Source organism: Kosakonia sp. CCTCC M2018092 (assembly GCF_003864115.1).
GTDB lineage: Bacteria > Pseudomonadota > Gammaproteobacteria > Enterobacterales > Enterobacteriaceae > Kosakonia > Kosakonia cowanii.
Genome location: NZ_CP034225.1, coordinates 2,035,013 through 2,053,966 on the forward strand (window position 1 = coordinate 2,035,013; position 18,954 = coordinate 2,053,966).

Sequence of the window (18,954 nt, forward strand, 5' to 3'; positions counted from 1 at the left end):
TTGAATAATATTTTCATCTGAGTTATCAATTTGTAATCAGATGATTGTGCTTTACTCACGGGAGAAGGGATATGCGAGTTGTTGTATTGGGCAGCGGCGTTGTTGGCGTCACCAGCGCCTGGTATTTACGCCAGGCCGGACATGATGTCACCGTAATCGATCGCCAGCCGGGGCCTGCACTGGAGACCAGCGCGGCTAACGCCGGGCAGATCTCACCGGGCTATGCTGCACCGTGGGCTGCGCCCGGCGTGCCGCTGAAAGCGATCAAATGGATGTTTGAGCGTCACGCGCCGCTCGCCATCAAGCTCGACGGCTCCTCATCGCAGCTCAAATGGATGTGGCAAATGCTGCGCAACTGCGACACCCGCCACTATATGGAAAACAAAGGGCGCATGGTGCGTCTGGCTGAATATAGCCGCGATTGTCTGAAACTGCTGCGGGAAACCACTGGCATCCAGTATGAAGGCCGCCAGGGCGGGACGCTGCAACTCTTCCGCACCGCCGAACAGTATGAGAACGCCACCCGTGATATCGCCGTGTTGCAGGAAGCGGGTGTGCCGTATCAGTTGCTGGAGTCCTCGCGTCTGGCCGAGGTGGAACCAGCGCTGGGCGAAGTGGCGCACAAACTGACCGGCGGTCTGCGGCTGCCAAACGATGAAACCGGCGATTGCCAGCTCTTCACTCAACGGCTGGCGCAGATGGCCGAAGCCGCCGGGGTAGTGTTCCGCTTCAACACGCCCGTTGATCGCTTGCTTTACGAAGGCGAAAAGATCTACGGCGTGAAGTGCGGAGAAGAGGTGGTAAAAGCCGATGCTTACGTGATGGCTTTCGGCTCCTGGTCCACCGGCCTGCTGAAAGGGATTGTCGATATTCCTGTTTACCCGCTGAAAGGTTACTCGCTGACCATTCCGGTGGCGCAAGAGGATGGCGCCCCGGTTTCCACCATTCTTGATGAGACCTACAAAATCGCCATTACCCGCTTCGATCAGCGCATCCGCGTCGGCGGCATGGCAGAGATTGTCGGGTTCAATACCGAGCTTTTACAACCGCGGCGCGAAACGCTGGAGATGGTGGTGCGCGATCTCTTCCCGCGCGGCGGCCATGTTGAAGAGGCGACCTTCTGGACCGGCTTACGTCCAATGACGCCAGACGGCACGCCGGTGGTTGGCCGCACGCCGTTTAAAAATCTGTGGCTCAATACCGGACACGGTACGCTCGGCTGGACAATGGCCTGCGGCTCCGGGCAACTGCTCAGCGATCTGATGACCGGTAACACACCGGCTATCGCCGCAGACGATCTGAGCGTGGCGCGTTATCTTCCGGGGTTCACGCCTGCGCGTGCACAACATCTCCACGGCGTACATAGCTGACAGGCGTAAGGAACAGACATGTCTCGTCCGGTTCTGGCGACCCTGGATTTACAGGCGTTAGCCAATAATTTGCAAATAGTACGCCGCGCGGCTCCCGATGCCAAAGTCTGGTCGGTAGTTAAGGCTAATGCCTACGGTCACGGTCTGGAGCGCGTCTGGTCAGCGCTCAATAAAACTGATGGTTTCGCGATGCTCAACCTTGAGGAGGCGATCCTGCTGCGCGAGCGCGGCTGGAAAGGGCCTCTTCTAATGCTGGAGGGTTTTTTTGATGCAGAGGAGCTGGCGCTTTATGACCAGTACCGACTCACCAGTGGGATTCACAGCAACTGGCAGCTTAATCTGCTGAAAAATGCGAAGCTGAAGGCACCCCTTGATGTCTACCTCAAAATCAATAGCGGCATGAACCGCCTCGGCTTTCTGCCGGAGCGCGTGCACAGCGTCTGGCAGCAGTTAAGCAGCTTTGCCAGCGTCGGCAATATCACTTTGATGTCGCACTTTGCTGAAGCGGAGCGTCCGGACGGTATTTCGCAACCGATGCGGCGCATTGAGCAGGCGGCAGAAGGGCTACCGTTACCTCGATCGCTCGCCAACTCTGCCGCGACGTTATGGCACCCGGAAGCGCATTTTGACTGGGTTCGCCCCGGCATTATCCTCTACGGTGCCTCACCATCGGGCAGGTGGCAGGATGTGGCGAACAGCGGTATTCGCCCGGTAATGACGCTGAGCAGTGAGATCATTGCCGTCCAGACGCTGAAGAGCGGCGATGCCGTCGGCTACGGATGCCGTTACCGTGCGCAGACGGAGCAGCGGATCGGCGTGGTGGCGTGCGGTTATGCGGATGGTTATCCACGCCAGGCTCCCACCGGCACGCCGGTGCTGGTGGATGGCATCCGCACCACGGTGGTTGGCGCGGTCTCAATGGATATGCTGACGGTTGATCTCACGCCGTGCCCGCACGCCAGCATCGGCGCGCCGGTGGAGCTGTGGGGCAGGGAGATCAAGATTGATGACGTGGCGGCAGCAGCCAATACGGTCGGATACGAGTTGATGTGCGCGCTGGCACCGCGCGTACCCGTTGTGACAATGTAACTTTTAGCGAGGCGCTTACTCCGCCTCGCTTTCCACCACTTTGACGCCCACTTTTGATACCGAATTCTCACTCTTCTCTGCCACGGTCCAGATCATACCGGCAAACTCAACCTGATCGCCCACCACCGGAGCGGCACCCAGCAGTTGCTGCACAATCTCACCGAGGGTTTGCTGGTTATCGCGATGCTCAAGCCCCTCATCAAGGCCATAAATCATCGCAATGTCGGCAAATTTGGCATTGGCTTCGAGGATAAAGTCACCAAAGAAGCGCTGATCCAGCGACACCGGTGGCGATTCACTGAAGAGCTTCCCGAGAGCAGGCAGATCTTTTTCGCGGCCAATCACGCAGAGCACATCGCCTTCGCGTAACCGGGTGCTACCGGTCGGGTGCAGCAGGCTGTTATCGCGGAACAGTGCCGCAATACGCGTCTCTTCCGGCATGTGCAGGTCGCGCAGCGCCGCGCCAACGCACCACTTGTCGGCACTCAGTTGATAGACGAACTGCTCGAAGGGGTTATCCGGGTGAATATCCAGCCCGACACGCGATACCGGCCAGCCCACCGGCGGCACCACCACTTTGGCTTTTTTCGCCGCCCAGCCCAGAGACGTTCCCTGGAACAGCAGTGAAATCAGCACCACGAAGAAGGCGACATTAAAGAAGAGGCGGGCGTTGTCCAGCCCGGCCATCATCGGGAAGGTGGCAAGAATAATCGGCACCGCGCCGCGCAAACCCACCCAACTGATAAAGACGCGCTCGCGCAGGTTGAAACCGCGAAACGGCAGCAGGCTGGCGAACACGGAAAGCGGACGGGCGATAAAAATCATCCATGCTGAGAGGATCAGCGCAGAGAGTGCAATCGGCATTAAATCAGACGGCGTCACCAGCAGGCCGAGCACGAGGAACATCGCAATTTGCGCCAGCCAGGCGAGACCATCGAAGTTTTGCAGGATGCCGAAGCGATTACGAATCGGGCGATTGCCCAGCACGAATCCGCATAAATAGACCGCCAGGATCCCGCTGCCGTGCAGCGCCGTGGTAACAGAGAAGATCAGAATCCCGCCGCTCAGCGCTAACAGAGGATAGAGCCCAGGCGGCAGGGCAATGCGGTTAATCATCTGTTGCAGTAAGTAGCCGCCCGCGGCGCCAAGCAGAATGCCAAGGCCAAACTCGCGCAGAATGTGCAGGAAGAAGGTGAAATCAATATTGGCGTGGTGGCTCTGGATCATCTCAATCAGCGTGATGGTCAGAAACACCGCCATCGGATCGTTGCTGCCGGACTCAATCTCAAGCGTCGAGCCAACACGCTCGTTCAGCCCTTTACCGCCGAGGAGCGAGAAGACCGCCGCCGCATCGGTTGAACCGACAATCGCGCCAATCAGGAAGCCTTCCATAATATTGAGCTTGAAGAGCCAGGCCGCCATCATGCCGGTCAGACCTGAAGTAATAAGCACTCCAATGGTCGCCAGCGAGAGCGCGGGGCCGAGCGCAACGCGGAAAGAGCTGGCGCGCGTGCGCATACCGCCGTCGAGCAGGATGATCGCCAGCGCCAGGTTACTGACCATATAGGCCAGCGGGTAGTTGTCGAATGGAATGCCGCCGATGCCGTCAACGCCTGCCAACATACCAATCGCCAGAAAAATGACCAGAATCGGAATACCAAGGCGGGATGAGAACGAACTCAATAAAATACTGCAGGTTACCAGTACAGAACCCAGAATAAACAGACTAATTATCGCCCCAGCGTCCAATGGTATGCATCTCCTTCTCTTCTCGGTGAGATCCCGGCACCGACCGGGATTTATTACGGCACATTATAATAACGGCAGAAAAAGCAATTTAATAAGGGCATTAAGGGCTTTTTTTACGCCGAGATTGTGGGATGGCCTGTGAGGGTCAGCGTTGATTTTTCAGCGTGTTGCAAGATGGCGTGCGCACCCAGCGGCAACGTGACGGTTTTCGCTTCGTGTCCGAAGTCCAGCCCGGCGATCACCGGGATTGCCACCCGTGAACGTAACCAGGCCACCATCTTCTCTAAAGTGTAGCCCGCATCGTAATCGTTGGGTTGCGCATGGGAGAAACTGCCGAGGATCAGCGCGCGCTGCTGCGTCAGGATTCCGCTGTAGAGCAGTTGCAGCAGCATGCGTTCGACGCGGTAGGGATGCTCATTGATATCTTCAACCACCAGAATGCCGCCGGGCACCGTCGGCAGCCACGGAGTGCCAATCAGTGAAGTCAGCATGGCCAGGTTTCCGCCCCATAATCTTCCTTCAACATGGCATTGCGGCCCGTCACCGTCCCACTCAACGGTAAAGGTTTTATTGCGTATTGCGCGCCAGAAGTGCTCCTGCGTAAAGGCATTGAGCGGCTCGGCACCAAAATTGCCCGCCAGCATTGGGCCGCTAAAGGTGATGCTGCCGCCCGCCGCCAGTAGGCCGCACTGAATAGCGGTAAAGTCGCTATGGCCGCAAATCACCAGCGGTTGCTGCTGCTGGCGTTTGACCAGCGCCTGCCAGTCAATGTCGGCCAGCAGACGGCTCGCGCCGTAGCCACCGCGCACCGGCATAACGATCAGATTCTCCCCAACCAGGCGGGCGAGGTCATTGATGTCCGCCAGCCTTTCAGCTTCGCTACCGGCAAAACGCTCCTCGCGTCGCGTAATCACCTGTTGATTGTTGACCTGGTGACCCTCGCGGTTGAGCCGTTCAACGGCCAGCGCCGCAGCACGCTGATTAATGCAGTACCCGGAGGGGGCAATTAAATGGAAAGTGGACATGGCATTTCCTTGCTGACATCTCTAAACAAACAGTTATCATGCCGCTAACCCTGGTCATTGTCATCCGCCGTGATGTACAGCTTATATAAGGATTTTCTGGCGTGAAATTAAGATGGTTTGCCTTTTTAGTGGTGCTGCTGGCGGGCTGTAGCTCGACAAAACAGGATTATCGTAATCCCGACTGGAACCCGGAAGTGCCGGTCAAACGGGCGATGCAGTGGATGCCGATTAGTGAAAAAGCTGGCGCGTCGTGGGGCGTAAGCCCGGAACTGATTACGGCTATGATTGCCGTCGAATCCGGGGGCAACCCGGAGCTGGTCAGTAAATCGAATGCGGTAGGTTTGATGCAGCTGAAGGCGTCAACGGCGGGGCGCGAAGTCTATCGTCGTATGGGCTGGAGCGGGCAACCCTCAACGCGCGAGCTGAAAAACCCGGAGCGCAATATCTCAATGGGCGCGGCCTACCTGAGCATCCTTGAACATGGGCCGCTTGCCGGGATCAAAGATCCGCTGGTGATGCAGTATGCGCTGGTGGTCTCGTATGTGAATGGCGCGGGCGCGCTGCTACGCACCTTCTCTTCAGACCGCCAGGAGGCGATTGACGAGATTAACTCGTTAAGTCCGAAGGGCTTTTTGCAGCACGTAGCGGAAAAACACCCCGCGCCGCAAGCCCCGCGTTATATCTGGAAAGTACAAAAAGCGATGGATGCGATGTAATTAGCGCACCCGGCTGGCGCGTTCGCGCGCCTCGCGCTCCAGCGCAAAGATGATGCGCTGGAGTTCGCGCTCGACGCCCGGGCTGACATTTAAAAAGCGGAAGCTCAGTCTCGGCGTGGCGATGGTGTCATTTTTACCATCCACAACTTTGCGCTCGCCCACGGCAATCAGCTGCGCATCAAAGTAGAACTGTCCCCACGAAGCCATATCCAGCTCAACCTGCGAGAAGCGCATGCCCGGCTCGACATTTTCCGGCAATTCACCATCCAGCAGTGCACCCATCCCGCCGAGCGAGAGATCAAACAGACGAAAACGCAACTGGCTCTTATCGGGTAACTTCGCTTTGCAGAAGTAAGCCGGGTGGAGCGGGGCGCTAATGCGGAAATATTCCCGACGTTGAATAAACCACAGCGTTTCCGGGAGCGGTGTGATAAACGCAGGCAGATCCTGATAATCGCCGGTGGTGAGCGCATTAAGCGTGAACTCAACCTTTGCGCCATGGGTTTCAGCGGTAATAGTCACTTTACCGGCACGTTGAACAGCGCTGTTCTCATACTCCTGACTGCCAAAATCCATCACCAGCGCCTCGGGGTTCACCTCAAGGATTTTGCTGATAAATTGACCGCTACCCCAGCTGATGCAAACCGGCACCTGCGTTTTTTGCAGGTCGCGCAAGACGCCCAGCACGGCCAAAGGATTTTGCTTCAGGAACTGCTCACTGTAATTGCTCACGCCGAATGGCTCCTCGATACTGACACAACGTCGATTGTTTATCGGCAATCTATGCCAGAACTTAATACAAATGGTAGAAATTATCTCATTAAATTATGAATTAAATCTGTGAGATGGCAGCGCTTTTGCGCAAGACATCTATACTGTACGCAACGCACTGCAAGGTGGTGTGTTCATTTACACGTCATAAACGAAAGGAGAAAGTGAATATGGGTATTCTCGCGTGGATTTTATTTGGCCTGATTGCGGGCGTAATCGCGAAATTCATTATGCCAGGACGCGACGGCGGTGGCTTTATTCTGACCTGTGTTCTGGGGATTGTCGGGGCAGTGGTCGGTGGCTGGCTGGCGACAATGTTCGGTTATGGCGGCGACATTACGGGCTTTAACATGCACAGTTTTATCGTCGCGGTGATCGGCGCGATTGTCGTGCTGGCGGTTTTCCGCCTTGTACGCCGGTAACGGATCTTCTCTGAAAAAAGGCCGCATATTTATGCGGCCTTTTTTTATACTTTACTGCGCCCCTTTCTGCGCCGTCGGCTCAGCGGCAGGGGTGGCATTTTCCGCAGGCTGTTTTTGCGGCACGCTGTCGCACGGTTTCTCTTTCGGGCAGATGAGATCGAGCATTTTTAGCGTCACGCCGTTAGTCCAGCCAAAGCCATCCTGCAACGGATATTCACCGCCGCCGCCGCCCGTACCGGTGGAGCTGACATCATATTTTTCCACCAGCTTCTGCTCGCGATCGTAAGTGTGCTGAACATTGGTCAGGAAGCGCCAGCTAACACTCATCGCCAGTTTTTGATGGTCATAGTTCTGCAACCCGGCGGCTGCAACCCACTGCAACGGCGCCCAACCGTTCGGTGCATCCCACTGTTGACCACTTTTTACGGTGGTGGTAGTGATGCCGCCCGCTTTTAACAGCCGCGCCTCGGTGATCGCCGCCACTTTGTCGGCGCGATCTTTTGCTGCCGCGTTAACAAACAGCGGATAGAGCGCCGCGGCGGTCAGCTGATTGCGTACCTTTTTGGTTTTCAGATCGTAATCGGCGTACCAGCCCTCTTTCGTATTCCACAGATTGGTCTCAATGGCTTTTTGCCGGGCGGTAGCCAGCGCGTCGTAGTGGCTCGCTTTGGCGCTATCGCCAGAGACCTGATAAGCGCGGGAGAGCATCTTCTCCATCTTAAACATCAGCGCATTGAGATCGACCGGCACAATGGTGGTGGTGCGAATCGTGCCAAGTTGTTCAGGATCGTCCATCCAGCGGGAGCTGAAGTCCCAGCCGGAAGCCGCAGCGGCGCGTAAATCACGGTAGATCTCTGTCGCCGGGCGATTCGGGTTGTTTTTTGCTGTCGTAACATCTGCCAGCCACGACTCCGGTCTCGGCGTTGAGGAATCATCCCAGTAGCGGTTCAGAATGCTGCCATCGCTTAATTTCACCACGCGCTTATTCGCCTCGCCCGGTTGCAGCGTATCGGCACCCTCCATCCAGTACTGATACTCTTTCTCCATCTGCGGTAACCAGGTTTTCAGCACCTCATCACCGTCATGCGTCGCCAGTAGCTCTACCATCAAAGAGAAGAAGGGCGGTTGAGAACGGCTGAGGTAGTAGCTGCGGTTGCCATTGGGGATATGCCCCCAGGTATCAATTTCGTAGCCGAAGTTGGCGACCATATCCTCGATTTTGTCCCAGTGGCCGCTTTCGGCAAGGCCGAGCATGGTGAAGTAGCTGTCCCAGTAATAAACTTCGCGAAAACGCCCGCCGGGCACGACATAGGGTTTAGGCAACGGTAAAAGTGAGTCCCATTTGCCCGCGCTATCGGTGGTGCGCGTCAGTTCTGGCCATAAGCCGTTGATATGCTCACGCAGGTTTTGTCCGGCAGGCGGCACGTAGGGCTTGCCTTTTTCCGGCAGCGTAAAGTTCACCTCGACAAAATGGCGCAGATCAAAGCTGCTCTGGTTCCGCTGCATGCGGTAATCCGCGAGGATCATCAGTGGATCGCTCTTGGGAACCGCGTCGGCAAAGGTTTTTTGATCGGGGAAGAGTTTTGCGCTTTGCACATCACTGAATAACGGACCGAGAAGAATGTCGGGAGTTTGCGGCGGGTTTTGCGCTTCAGCCGCGAATGTTGGGGCATTTGCGGCAAGTAATGTTCCACCCAATGCAAGTTGCATGACCAGAAAGAGGGTGCGCGGCTGGCGCAAAACAGGTTTTATCATTGACGTCTCCTTAGCGAGCAAGCAGCGGACCGCTGCATTCAACCTTGACCAAAACCATAGACGAATCTCAGACAATTCGTGTGCTGTGCCCGGCATTTTGTGTCAATCCGGAGAAATTACCTCGCGCCTCTGAGGGATCCGGCTGTTCGGGGCGTGCCGGGGTAGCGAAGAGCTTTGTCTTACAGGAGAGAAGGCAGGTAGCAAAGAGAAGGTACAGCCGATCGCCTTATTTTTAATCAATGAGCCTTAGCTGAATGGATTCGGTTAAGCGTGCTTTATTAGAGTTTAGTCACACTGAATGAAATAAAGTGCAGCGGTCACCTTGTAAAAGCGATTTACAGCGGTAATAGTTTTGCCTGTAACTATCTTTTTCGAGGAATAACAGAACTAAAAGTCGATATATTTCGCAAAAAATCTGGTTGCAGCGAAGAAAAGTCCCAAATAAACATTCTTAGAGCAAAGGTTAGCCAGTCAATGTGGAATATGGGCTACCAAATATTGTAGTATTCGTTCACTGTTTTTGACTTTTAGGAATTATCCTATCTCATATTTCGGGCTGGATACTACCAGATAATGCATATAAAATTTTTATTATTATTCATTACTTTAGGATTATAATTCATGGTGATGGATTCATGTCAGAACAAAATTTTGCCGTTTTCCTGCTTAAGTGAAATTATTTCTTGAGATTTATCCTAATTTGCAAAAGAATTAAGTAATAGTTTTTCAACGGCTCGGCAATGATATTGAATTGAATTATCCGATCTGTAAAATCATGTCACGATAGTCAATGAAAAGTAATATTGTTGCGGCGGTCCTTGCGGACAGGCTCGTGCGGTAGCTATGCCCTTAATTCATTATCAGGTCGTTTATCGGACAAGGAACTGAGTCACTCATAACGATTTCATTTCCCCCCTCCATAACGATGCACGTCAACACAGTAATATATTTGCAATGGAAAAAACCCTATGAACATGCGAATCGTATTGGCTCTTCTTTTTGTATTTGGCGTCTCTGGCTGTGTAAAACATCCGAAACCCGCGCCTTCCGATGACACGATTGTTACCAGTGAAGTGAATGGCGTAACCCTAACCCACCGTTATGCCGTACTGCCGCCGAAGGAGTTCGAACCGGTTAAACAAGATTACCGCGCGCTCTACCCGGCATCTGTCATGAGCAAACCTGATTTCGGCGGCAAAGTGATTCGCCAGCTGGAAGCGGGCAAAACCTACGTTGTGCTTGGCCAGGTTGAACACTTCTGGATGGCGCTGGCCGATGAAGGTCAGGAAGAGCTGATTGGCTACGTGCCGATGCGTGCGGTCGTTAAAAGCGAACTGTACGAAAAAACCGTACGTAAAGACAGTTACAGAGTTAAGCGTAAAAAAGCGAACTGCGTAACGGTTGACGGCAGCGGTAAGGCTTGCAAAAACGCAAAATCCGGAACCTGGATCATCGATTAATCCAGCCGTGATGAGTACCTGCTATGAATAATAATTCGGTTGTACGCCAGATTAGCCTGGTGTTTTTCTTTGTGCTGGCCACCCTGGCCAGCGGTTGTGGATCGTCTTCACACAGCGTACCTACCAGCTATAACCTTCAGTTCAGGGCTCATCCGCAAATCAATGAGTCCGCTCCCCTTAAAGTCAGGGTGTTGCTGTTGAAATCGGACGCGACATTTATGTCCGCCGATTTCTGGTCGCTGCAAAACAACGCCGATAGCGCACTGGGCGGCAATCTGCTGAACAGTGATGAGTTCTTCCTGATGCCCGGTCAGCTGTCAAAAACGCTGACCGGGAACAGTTCGCCTGAAGCGCGCTACATTGGCGTGATGGCGGAGTATCAGGCGCTGGACGGCAAAAAATGGCGAATCTCCCTGCCGTTACCGGTACAGGGGGAGTCTCACTTCTATGAGTTCTGGAAATCGTCAGAAGATGCGCTGGAAGCCAACATCTTTCTCGACGTTAACGGAATACGCGTGATTTCCAAATAGCGCCATCCTGACAGGAATACAGTATGAATAAAGCAGAAAAGGTCGTCTGGACCGAAGGTATGTTTCTGCGTCCTCACCATTTTCAACGCGCGGAAAGCTATCTTCAGCACCATATTCGCGAGTGGGGAACCCTGCAGCGCCCCTATCTTTGGGGCTACCTTGATATCGAACTCGACGACGCGATGCTTCGCCAGGGGTGCATTGCCGTCAGTTATGCCAGTGGCTTACTGCCAGACGGCACCTTCTTCTCTTTCAACGATGCTCGCCAGGCACCAACCCCGCTGGTGATCCCGGATAACCTCACTAACGAACGTGTCGTGCTGGCGCTGCCAGCCCGTCGCGGCGGTCGCGATGAAGTGATTTTCAGCGAAGAGAAAGATTCGCTGGCTCGCTACGTCACCTGGGAGAGCGAAGTCGATGATGACAACGCCATGTCCGTTGGTCCCGCTGCGGTGCAGTTTGGGCGCCTGCGCCTGAAACTGATGCTGGAGAAGGATCTCAGCGCAGAGTGGACGGCAATCGGCGTGGCGCATGTGCTGGAAAAGCGCAACGACAACCAGGTGCGCATCGACAACCGCTATATTCCGCCCATGTTAAACGCGGTCAATAATCCTTCGCTCTACGCGGTGATGAACGATCTGCAGAGCCTGCTGATGCAGCGTAGCCAGCAGATTGGTCAGCGTCTGCGCCAGCCTGGACGTTTCAACACCTCTGAAATGGTGGAGTTCTCGCTGCTGGCACTGATTAACCATCACGTCGGGCAGATGTCGCACCTGAAATCGCTGCCGATGATCCACCCGGAAGAGTTATGGCGCAGCTGGCTGGCGTTTGCCACCGAGCTCACCACCTGGACCGCGGCACGCTCGCCGGAAGAGACGCTGCCGATTTATGATCATGACGATCTTGCCGGCTGCTTCAGTAAATTGCAGCTGATGCTGCGCCAGGGGCTGTCGCTGGTAATGGAAGAGCATGCCATCCAGCTACCGCTCACTGAGCGCACGCATGGCCTGAACATCGCCACGCTGCCCACCACCACCATGGCGCGCGAGTTTGGTTTTGTGCTGGCGGTGAAGGCCAGCGTTCCGGGCGAAATTCTGCAAACTCACTTCCCGGCGCAGATGAAAGTCGCGCCAGTGACCAAAATCCGCGATCTGGTGCAGCTTCAGCTGCCTGGCATGAAGCTTCGCAGCATGCCTGTTGCACCGCCGCAAATTCCATGGCACGCCGGTTATAACTATTTTGAACTGGAAAAGGGCGGCGAGCTCTGGAACGAAATGGAAAAATCGGGCGCTTTCGCACTGCATCTGGCGGGCGAATTCCCCGGTCTTGATATGGAATTTTGGGCCATCCGTAGCCCGACGGAATAACACAGCGAGCGCACACTATGCAGCAACAACACGCCTCCGGCAGCGATGCCGTCCTGGCAGGAGCAAGTGGTAACAATGCGTTGGTGGCGGCCGCAAATCCGCTGCTCAATGCGATACCGCAGATCCGCTACTCGGTCTCTCATGACGATCAGAGCGGGCTACGTCAGCACCTGATAGATGAAATTCGCCGTTTTGAAGTGCGCTGCCAGCAATCCGGCCTGGCGTACGAAGTCATCGTGGGCGCACGCTACTGTCTTTGCACCGCTCTGGATGAAGCCGCCGCGCTCACACCGTGGGGCAGCCGCGGCGTGTGGTCCGGCAGCGGCCTGCTGGTAACGTTTCATAATGAAACCTGGGGCGGGGAGAAGTTCTTCCAGCTGCTGGCGCGTCTGTCACAAAACCCGCGCGAGCATATCGCGCTGCTGGAGTTAATCAACTTCTGCCTGCTGCTCGGTTTTGAAGGGCGTTACCGCGTGATGGACAACGGCCGTACGCAGCTTGAAACCATCAAACAGCGTTTATGGCAGATGATCCGCGGCGTACGTGGCAACTACCCACCGCCGCTCTCGCCGCATCCGGAAGATCAGCCGGTAATGCGCAAACTGTGGCGTCCGGTGATCCCATTGTGGGCCTGCGCCGGGCTGGCCGGTTTCCTCGCCTGCCTCTTCTATATCGTGCTCAACTGGCGATTGGGCGATAACACCAATCCGGTGCTGGCGAAGATCTACCAGACGCAGCTGCCGGAAGTTTCAGTTCAACAGCCGGTACAGCATGTGCAGCCGGTGCTTAACCTGCGCGAGTTCCTGCGTCCTGAGATCAAGGCCGGACTGGTAGCGGTGCGTGATGAGGCCGATCGCAGCGTCGTGACCCTGAAAGGTGACGGGCTGTTTGCGTCTGCTTCCACGGTTGCGCGCGATAGCTACGAGCCGGTCATCGACCGCGTTGCGCAGGCAATGAACAATGTCAGCGGTAAGATCCTGGTGGTCGGCTTTAGCGATAACGTGCCGATTCGCAGCGCCCGTTTCGCCTCCAACTATGAACTGTCGCTTGAGCGCGCGCGTTCTGTGCAGTCGCTGCTGCAAAAACACCTTTCGCAGCCGGAGCGTGTGAAAGCCGAAGGGCGAGGGGAGATGGATCCCATCGCGCCGAACAACTCGGCCGAAAACCGCGCGCGTAACCGCCGTGTCGAAATTACCTTGCTTGTGTCGCCGGAAAATACGGCCGCCGAGCTGAACGGACTGCCGCAAGGAAACTAATGGATGAACATGTTGCTTTCGTTGCTGACTAACCGCATTTTGTGGGGTTTCCTTGGCGTTACCGGGCTGGCTGCGGTTATCTGGATGATCGGGCCGCTGCTGTCGGTCGTCGACTCCCGACCGCTGGAGTCCGAGCAAAACCGCATGATCGCCATTGCGGTGATGTACCTGATTTGGGTTCACAGCCACATTGTGCCGCGTCTCTATAATGCGTGGCTCAACCGTAAGCTGATGGACAACCTTAAAAGCGAAGAGGCGAAGGATCCTGCTGAGCGTCAACGTCTGACCAGCGACGACCAGGTGCTGAACGACCGTTTCGAAGAGGCGGCACAGGTACTGAAAAAAGCGCACTTTAACCAGCCGGGCCAGCGTGGCCTGTGGACCCAGCGCTTCAGCACTCAGTACCTCTATCAGCTGCCGTGGTATGTCATTATCGGCGCACCAGGCTCCGGTAAAACCACTGCGCTGGTGAACTCGGGCCTGCAATTCCCGCTTGCCGACCGCTTTGGCAAAACCGCGCTGCGCGGTATTGGCGGAACGCGCAACTGCGACTGGTGGTTCACCAATGAAGCCGTCCTGCTGGATACCGCCGGACGCTACACCACGCAGGAGAGTGAGCAGGTTCAGGACGCCAGCGAGTGGAATAAATTCCTCGGCCTGCTGCAGAAATACCGCCGCCGCCAGCCTATCAATGGTGTGATTATTACCATCAGTATCGCCGACCTGCTGACCCAGTCGGCTGAAGCCTCGCGCGAGCAGGCGCTCAATCTGCGTAAACGTCTCACCGAACTGCATGAGCAGCTGGGCATTCGTTTTCCGGTCTATGTGCTGGTAACAAAAGCTGACCTGCTTAAAGGCTTCCGCGCCTATTTCTCCGGCTTTGATAAAGCGCAGCGCGATCAGATTTGGGGCTTCACCTTCCCGTGGGAAAAAGCGAAGCTCGCCGATTTCGATCTGCAGGGCAGTTTTATTCAGGAGTTTGCCCTGCTGCAACAGCGTCTGGACGCCGGTCTGCCGGATACGATGCTGCGTGAGAGCGATCCGCAGGCGCGCGCCGAGTGCTTCCTCTTTCCGCAAGAGTTTGCCGCGCTGCGTCCGCTACTGTCGGACTATCTGGATACGATTTTTGCCCGCTCAAACTTTGAGACCGAGTTCTCGCCGCGCGGTATCTATTTTGCCAGCGGCACGCAGGAAGGTCTGCCATTCGATCGGGTGATGGGTGAGCTTAATCGCGCCCTCTCTCTGCCGCAGGGCAAGTCGGGCGATAACTGGGATTCCGTCAGCAAAGATGAACCGGTGCCGGGTGGTAAAGGGCAGAGCTTCTTTATCAAGCATCTGCTGCAGAACGTTATCTTCCAGGAAGCGGGGATCGCCGGGCAGAACCGCTGGTGGGAACTGCGCAGCCGGGCGGTGATCTGGTCTGGTTATGCCGCGCTGCTGGCGCTGCTGGTTATCCTCAGCGCGCTCTGGTTCACCAGCTACGGCAACAACAAAGATTACCTTGATGAAGTCCAGGCGAAAGTACCGGCGCTCGATCAGGAGATCAAAGCGCTGCGTAACCGCCAGCAGGGCGATCTATTTGCGTTACTGCCGCTGCTGAATGGCCTGGCCGAGCTGCCGCAAAGTGAAGAGTTTGACATCAATCACCCGCCGATCACGCGCCGTATGGGGCTCTATCGCGGTAATGATGTGTCAGATGCCTCGCAGGCGCTGTATCGAAAAGCACTTGAGCAGATGCTGTTGCCAGAAGTGGCCATGCGTGTAACCACCTGGTTGCGTAACGATAACGGCAGTGACGTCGAGTACAGCTATGAAGCGCTGAAAGCGTATCAGATGCTCTACCAGCCGAAACATTACGATGGCAAATTCCTGCACTCATGGGTGATGCTCAACCTGGAGCGCAATCTGCCGCAGAATGTGACCAAAGCGCAGATCCGCCAGCTTGAGTGGCACCTGATGCAGTTGCTGGAGGAGCAGATTGTCGCTTCACCCTATGCAAAAGATGATGCGCTCATCAGCCGCGAGCAGGCGTTGATTAACCAGCAACCACTCTCAACCCGTGTTTATGGACGCCTTAAACGCCTGCTGGAGCGTGATGAAAACCTCAAGCCGGTGTCGCTGGCTACGCTGGGTGGTCCGCAGAGTGAACTGGTCTTCTCGCGTAAAAGCGGCAAGCCGGTAAACGATGGCATTCCTGGGCTCTACACGCCGGACGGTTACTGGAATAGTTTCAATGCGCAGATTGCGCCGGTGACCGCCTCACTGCATGAAGATGACGCCTGGGTATTAGGCTCAACCACGCAGCCGGAAGATAAACAGCAGACCGATAATGCGGTGCGTCAGCTCTATGCTCGCGACTTCATTGCCATCTGGGACAGTTTCTTAAGCGATATTCAGCTGAATAACAGCGCCGATCTCAATCAGCGCATCAATACGGCGCGCGTTCTCTCCAGCAACAACTCACCGCTGCGCCGTCTGGTGGTTAACCTCAGCCAGCAGTTGACGCTGGTGCGCGATGATCCTGCTGCGTCGGAGAAAGAGAAAAGTACAGAAAGTAGCAATCGCGGCACACAGATGCTGGAGTCGCTCTTCAGCAATCGTGAAAACAGCGCTGCGGGCAACGCGGCCGCTAACCAGACGCCTGAACAGCGCGTGACCGAGCACTTTGCACCGATCATTGAGCTGGCGCAGCCGCTGGAGAAGGGCGGTAAAACCATCGTCTTTGATGATTTCCTCAAGCAGGTTGATGAACTCTATCGCTACCTGACGGCGGTGCAGGATGCAGCCAACAGCGGTATGCCAGCGCCGGGTGGAGAGGCGATCAGCCGTCTGCAGGCGAGCGCAGGGCGCTTGCCGGGCGGCCTGCAAACCATGTTCAGCAATATGGCGGTCGGCGCGAGCAGCGATACGCAACGTCGTGATATGGAAAATGTGCGTAAACGTATCAGCGTCGAAGTGGGAAGCTTCTGCCGTCAGGCAATCGCCGGGCGCTACCCGCTGGTGCGTTCTGCCAGCGCTGAAGTGACGCCGGACGATCTGGCGCGCATGTTCGCCCCTGGTACCGGCCTGATGGATGTCTTCTTTCGCGATAATCTGACCAATAAAGTCGATACCACGCAGGCCACATGGCGCTTTATGCCGGGTATCGACGGCAAAACGCTGCCGGGAAGCGAAGGGGTGCTGGTCCCGTTCCAGCAGGCGCAGTCGATTCGCGACGCCTTCTTCGCCAATGGCAGTGCAACACCCTCTTTTCGTACCACGGTGCGTACAGTGCGGATGGATAACACTATCCTCAATATGACGCTGGATGTGGACGGGCAGATCCTGCGCTACAGCCATGGGCCGCAGGCGGTACAAATTGTTAGCTGGCCGGGAACAGGCGGCACCAACCAGGTGCGCATGCAGTTGGGTCTGGCCAATGGTACAACGGCAACACTGGTGACCAACGGCGCCTGGGCGCTGAACCGCTTTTTCGATAAAGCGCGCGTAAGCCCTGGCAGCAGCAGCCTGAGCCGCCAGGCGACATTCACGGTTGACGGGCATCAGGTCACGCTGGAGTTTGCGCCTAACAGTATCCGCAATCCGTTCCAGCTTCCCCGATTCGCATGTCCTTGAACTGCAAAGGAACGCCTAATGACTACGACTTCTGCAATTAGCTGGTATGGAAAATTGCCCAGTGCGGGTGATTTTCTCCAGCGCCGCTTTCCCGACGCTCTGCAGCGTCAATGGTCCCACTGGTTTCAGGTGGGATTGATGAACTGGCAAAAAGAGGAGCAGCGCGGCAGTGAACGGCAGTTCAGCAATGCGCCAATCTGGAACTTCGTTGTGCCACCGATGCTGGGCGGACAGCAGGTTCAGATGGGATGCCTGCTTCCCGGGCGTGACAGCGTTGGCCGCCAGTATCCGCTCTGCGCGCTGATGGCAATTAATCCGCTGGAGTGGTCGCCGCGTCACCTGGCACAAGCGGGTGACTGGTATCAGCAGCTCGGTCGCACCATGCTCCACGCCGTGCGCAACGGCTATTCGCCGGAGCAGCTCGATCAGGCGCTGCTTGCTATCCCGCCGGTGCAGCTGGCGGAGCCGGAAGCGCGGTCGGAAATTCTCGATGTGATTGGTTATGAAGGCGATGGCGAATCATCAATCGGCTGGCAGCAGGCCGCCGAATGCTTTGATCCGCAGCGTCAGATCAGTTTCTGGTGGACCAACCGTAGCGATGGTTATCCGCTCTACACGCATGTGCACAGCGGCAACTTTACCGGTCAACTTTTTACGCTACTGTTTGAACCGGCAGGCGGCGCAAGACCCGGTCGTCACGGTCTTTACCCACCGATGTTTGATGAATAAGCAGGTTGCGGATGACTATTGAAACATTACTGGCTCCGGTTACTGCGGAGCAGCCGTGCGGCGAAAATCTTGAGTACGACGCCGATTTTCAGGCGATGGAGCAGGCGAGCCTGGGCAAAGCTGAGCAGCAGTTTGGCAGCACCATTATTCCGGCTGAACCGGCTGACTGGACGCGCGTGGAAAAACTGGCCACTGGCTTGCTGTCACGCACCAAAGATATCCGCGTGATGATGGCGTTGACCCACGCATGGACACGCCGCCGCGGCCTTGAAGGGTATGCGGATGGCTTGCTGTTGCTGGGCCAGGCGCTCTCGCTGTACTGGGATCAGCTCTGGCCATCCCTGACCGACGGCGGCGAGTTTGATCCCTTCTACCGCATTAACGCGCTGGCCGGGTTAAGCGATAAATCATCGCTGACTACCACGCTGCGCCAGTCCGTATTACTGCGCAGCAACGGCGATGAGATTATCGTGCGTGATGCGCAGTCGCTGCTCGATGGCAGCAAAACCGAGTGTGCAGGCTATCCCGGTGGGCGGGTGCGTCTGATTGATGAGTTGACGCGCGGCGGTCAGCCTGGCATTGAAGCTATCGGGCAAATCGAAGGGCGTCTGCAAACCATCCGTACATGGCTGCTGGAACAACTGGGCGAAAGCGGGGTGCCGGAAATGGAACAGTTACTCAAGACCGTGGGTATGATTGCAGGTGTTAGCCGCGCTTCCCGCTCCGATGAGCTTGTGGAGAGCACATCGGAGCCGCAACCAACGCAGAGCGCTGCGCAACCTGCGGCTGCCGTTCCGTTACCGGCGATGACCGACTGGCGTACCGCGCAGGTCGCCACGCGTGCAGATGCCCAGTTAATGCTGGAGAAGGTAAAACAGTACTTTGCCCAGCATGAGCCGAGCCACCCCGCACCGCTGATGATCGACCGCGTGCAGCGGTTAATCGAGCTGGATTTTATGGAGATCATTCGCGATCTGGCGCCGGACGGCGTCAATCAGCTACAAAATATTTTTGGGCGTCAGGAGTGACGCAAACCGCGTTATGACGGCAGGCGTGTTGCCTGTCATCAAACCTTCACCGCGTATATTCGATGGAGAACA

General features: G+C 56.1%; 15 protein-coding genes. 11 read left to right on the forward strand and 4 right to left on the reverse strand.

Annotated elements, in window-relative coordinates; all coding sequences use genetic code 11:
* The first annotated feature begins 71 nt into the window (after window positions 1-71).
* Entirely contained in the window at window positions 72-1,370 is a 1,299-nt protein-coding gene (locus EH164_RS09760; protein ID WP_124968082.1) for a D-amino acid dehydrogenase, read from the forward strand.
* Window positions 1,371-1,388: 18 nt separating this feature from the next.
* Window positions 1,389-2,459: a catabolic alanine racemase DadX gene (gene dadX, locus EH164_RS09765; RefSeq protein ID WP_124968083.1), complete on the forward strand. Its 1,071-nt coding sequence runs from the start codon at window positions 1,389-1,391 to the stop codon at window positions 2,457-2,459.
* Window positions 2,460-2,474: 15 nt separating this feature from the next.
* Here dadX and EH164_RS09770 read toward each other — a convergent pair whose 3' ends face one another.
* Window positions 2,475-4,208 (reverse strand): potassium/proton antiporter, encoded by a 1,734-nt coding sequence (locus EH164_RS09770; protein ID WP_124968084.1) that lies wholly within the window; start codon window positions 4,206-4,208, stop codon window positions 2,475-2,477.
* A 113-nt stretch (window positions 4,209-4,321) separates the two neighbouring features.
* Complete coding sequence (gene ldcA / locus EH164_RS09775) at window positions 4,322-5,233, reverse strand: muramoyltetrapeptide carboxypeptidase (RefSeq protein ID WP_124968085.1); 912 nt, start codon at window positions 5,231-5,233, stop codon at window positions 4,322-4,324.
* A gap of 101 nt (window positions 5,234-5,334) precedes the next feature.
* Between ldcA and emtA the strand changes: the two genes are divergently transcribed.
* Window positions 5,335-5,949, forward strand: coding sequence for a membrane-bound lytic murein transglycosylase EmtA (gene emtA, locus EH164_RS09780; protein WP_023480169.1), 615 nt, complete (start codon window positions 5,335-5,337; stop codon window positions 5,947-5,949).
* On the opposite strand, the gene EH164_RS09785 is transcribed toward emtA, so the two are convergent.
* The gene (locus EH164_RS09785) at window positions 5,950-6,681 is read right to left on the reverse strand and encodes a flagellar brake protein (protein WP_124968086.1); all 732 of its coding nucleotides are present in this window, start codon (window positions 6,679-6,681) and stop codon (window positions 5,950-5,952) included.
* A 209-nt stretch (window positions 6,682-6,890) separates the two neighbouring features.
* On the opposite strand from EH164_RS09785, the gene EH164_RS09790 reads away from it, so the two are divergent.
* A complete protein-coding gene (locus EH164_RS09790) occupies window positions 6,891-7,142 on the forward strand; it encodes a GlsB/YeaQ/YmgE family stress response membrane protein (RefSeq protein ID WP_042711797.1) in 252 nt (83 codons plus the stop codon).
* A gap of 51 nt (window positions 7,143-7,193) precedes the next feature.
* Here the strand turns inward: EH164_RS09790 and EH164_RS09795 are convergent, their stop codons facing one another.
* A complete protein-coding gene (locus EH164_RS09795; protein WP_124968087.1) occupies window positions 7,194-8,897 on the reverse strand; it encodes an alpha,alpha-trehalase in 1,704 nt (567 codons plus the stop codon).
* 968 nt (window positions 8,898-9,865) lie between these two features.
* On the opposite strand from EH164_RS09795, the gene EH164_RS09800 reads away from it, so the two are divergent.
* The 7 genes from EH164_RS09800 to tssA are packed head-to-tail and all read left to right on the forward strand — an operon-like array spanning window position 9,866 to window position 18,882.
* Entirely contained in the window at window positions 9,866-10,357 is a 492-nt protein-coding gene (locus EH164_RS09800) for an SH3 domain-containing protein (RefSeq protein ID WP_124968088.1), read from the forward strand.
* Window positions 10,358-10,380: 23 nt separating this feature from the next.
* Complete coding sequence (gene tssJ, locus EH164_RS09805) at window positions 10,381-10,887, forward strand: type VI secretion system lipoprotein TssJ (RefSeq protein WP_023480035.1); 507 nt, start codon at window positions 10,381-10,383, stop codon at window positions 10,885-10,887.
* A 23-nt stretch (window positions 10,888-10,910) separates the two neighbouring features.
* Complete coding sequence (gene tssK, locus EH164_RS09810; protein ID WP_023480188.1) at window positions 10,911-12,254, forward strand: type VI secretion system baseplate subunit TssK; 1,344 nt, start codon at window positions 10,911-10,913, stop codon at window positions 12,252-12,254.
* A 17-nt stretch (window positions 12,255-12,271) separates the two neighbouring features.
* On the forward strand, window positions 12,272-13,510 hold the full coding sequence (locus EH164_RS09815; protein ID WP_023480133.1) for a DotU family type VI secretion system protein: 1,239 nt from the start codon (window positions 12,272-12,274) through the stop codon (window positions 13,508-13,510).
* 3 nt (window positions 13,511-13,513) lie between these two features.
* The gene (gene tssM, locus EH164_RS09820) at window positions 13,514-17,125 is read left to right on the forward strand and encodes a type VI secretion system membrane subunit TssM (RefSeq protein WP_124968089.1); all 3,612 of its coding nucleotides are present in this window, start codon (window positions 13,514-13,516) and stop codon (window positions 17,123-17,125) included.
* 18 nt (window positions 17,126-17,143) lie between these two features.
* Window positions 17,144-17,854 (forward strand): type VI secretion system-associated protein TagF, encoded by a 711-nt coding sequence (gene tagF, locus EH164_RS09825; RefSeq protein WP_124968090.1) that lies wholly within the window; start codon window positions 17,144-17,146, stop codon window positions 17,852-17,854.
* Window positions 17,855-17,865: 11 nt separating this feature from the next.
* Complete coding sequence (gene tssA, locus EH164_RS09830) at window positions 17,866-18,882, forward strand: type VI secretion system protein TssA (protein ID WP_124968091.1); 1,017 nt, start codon at window positions 17,866-17,868, stop codon at window positions 18,880-18,882.
* Window positions 18,883-18,954 lie beyond the last annotated feature (72 nt).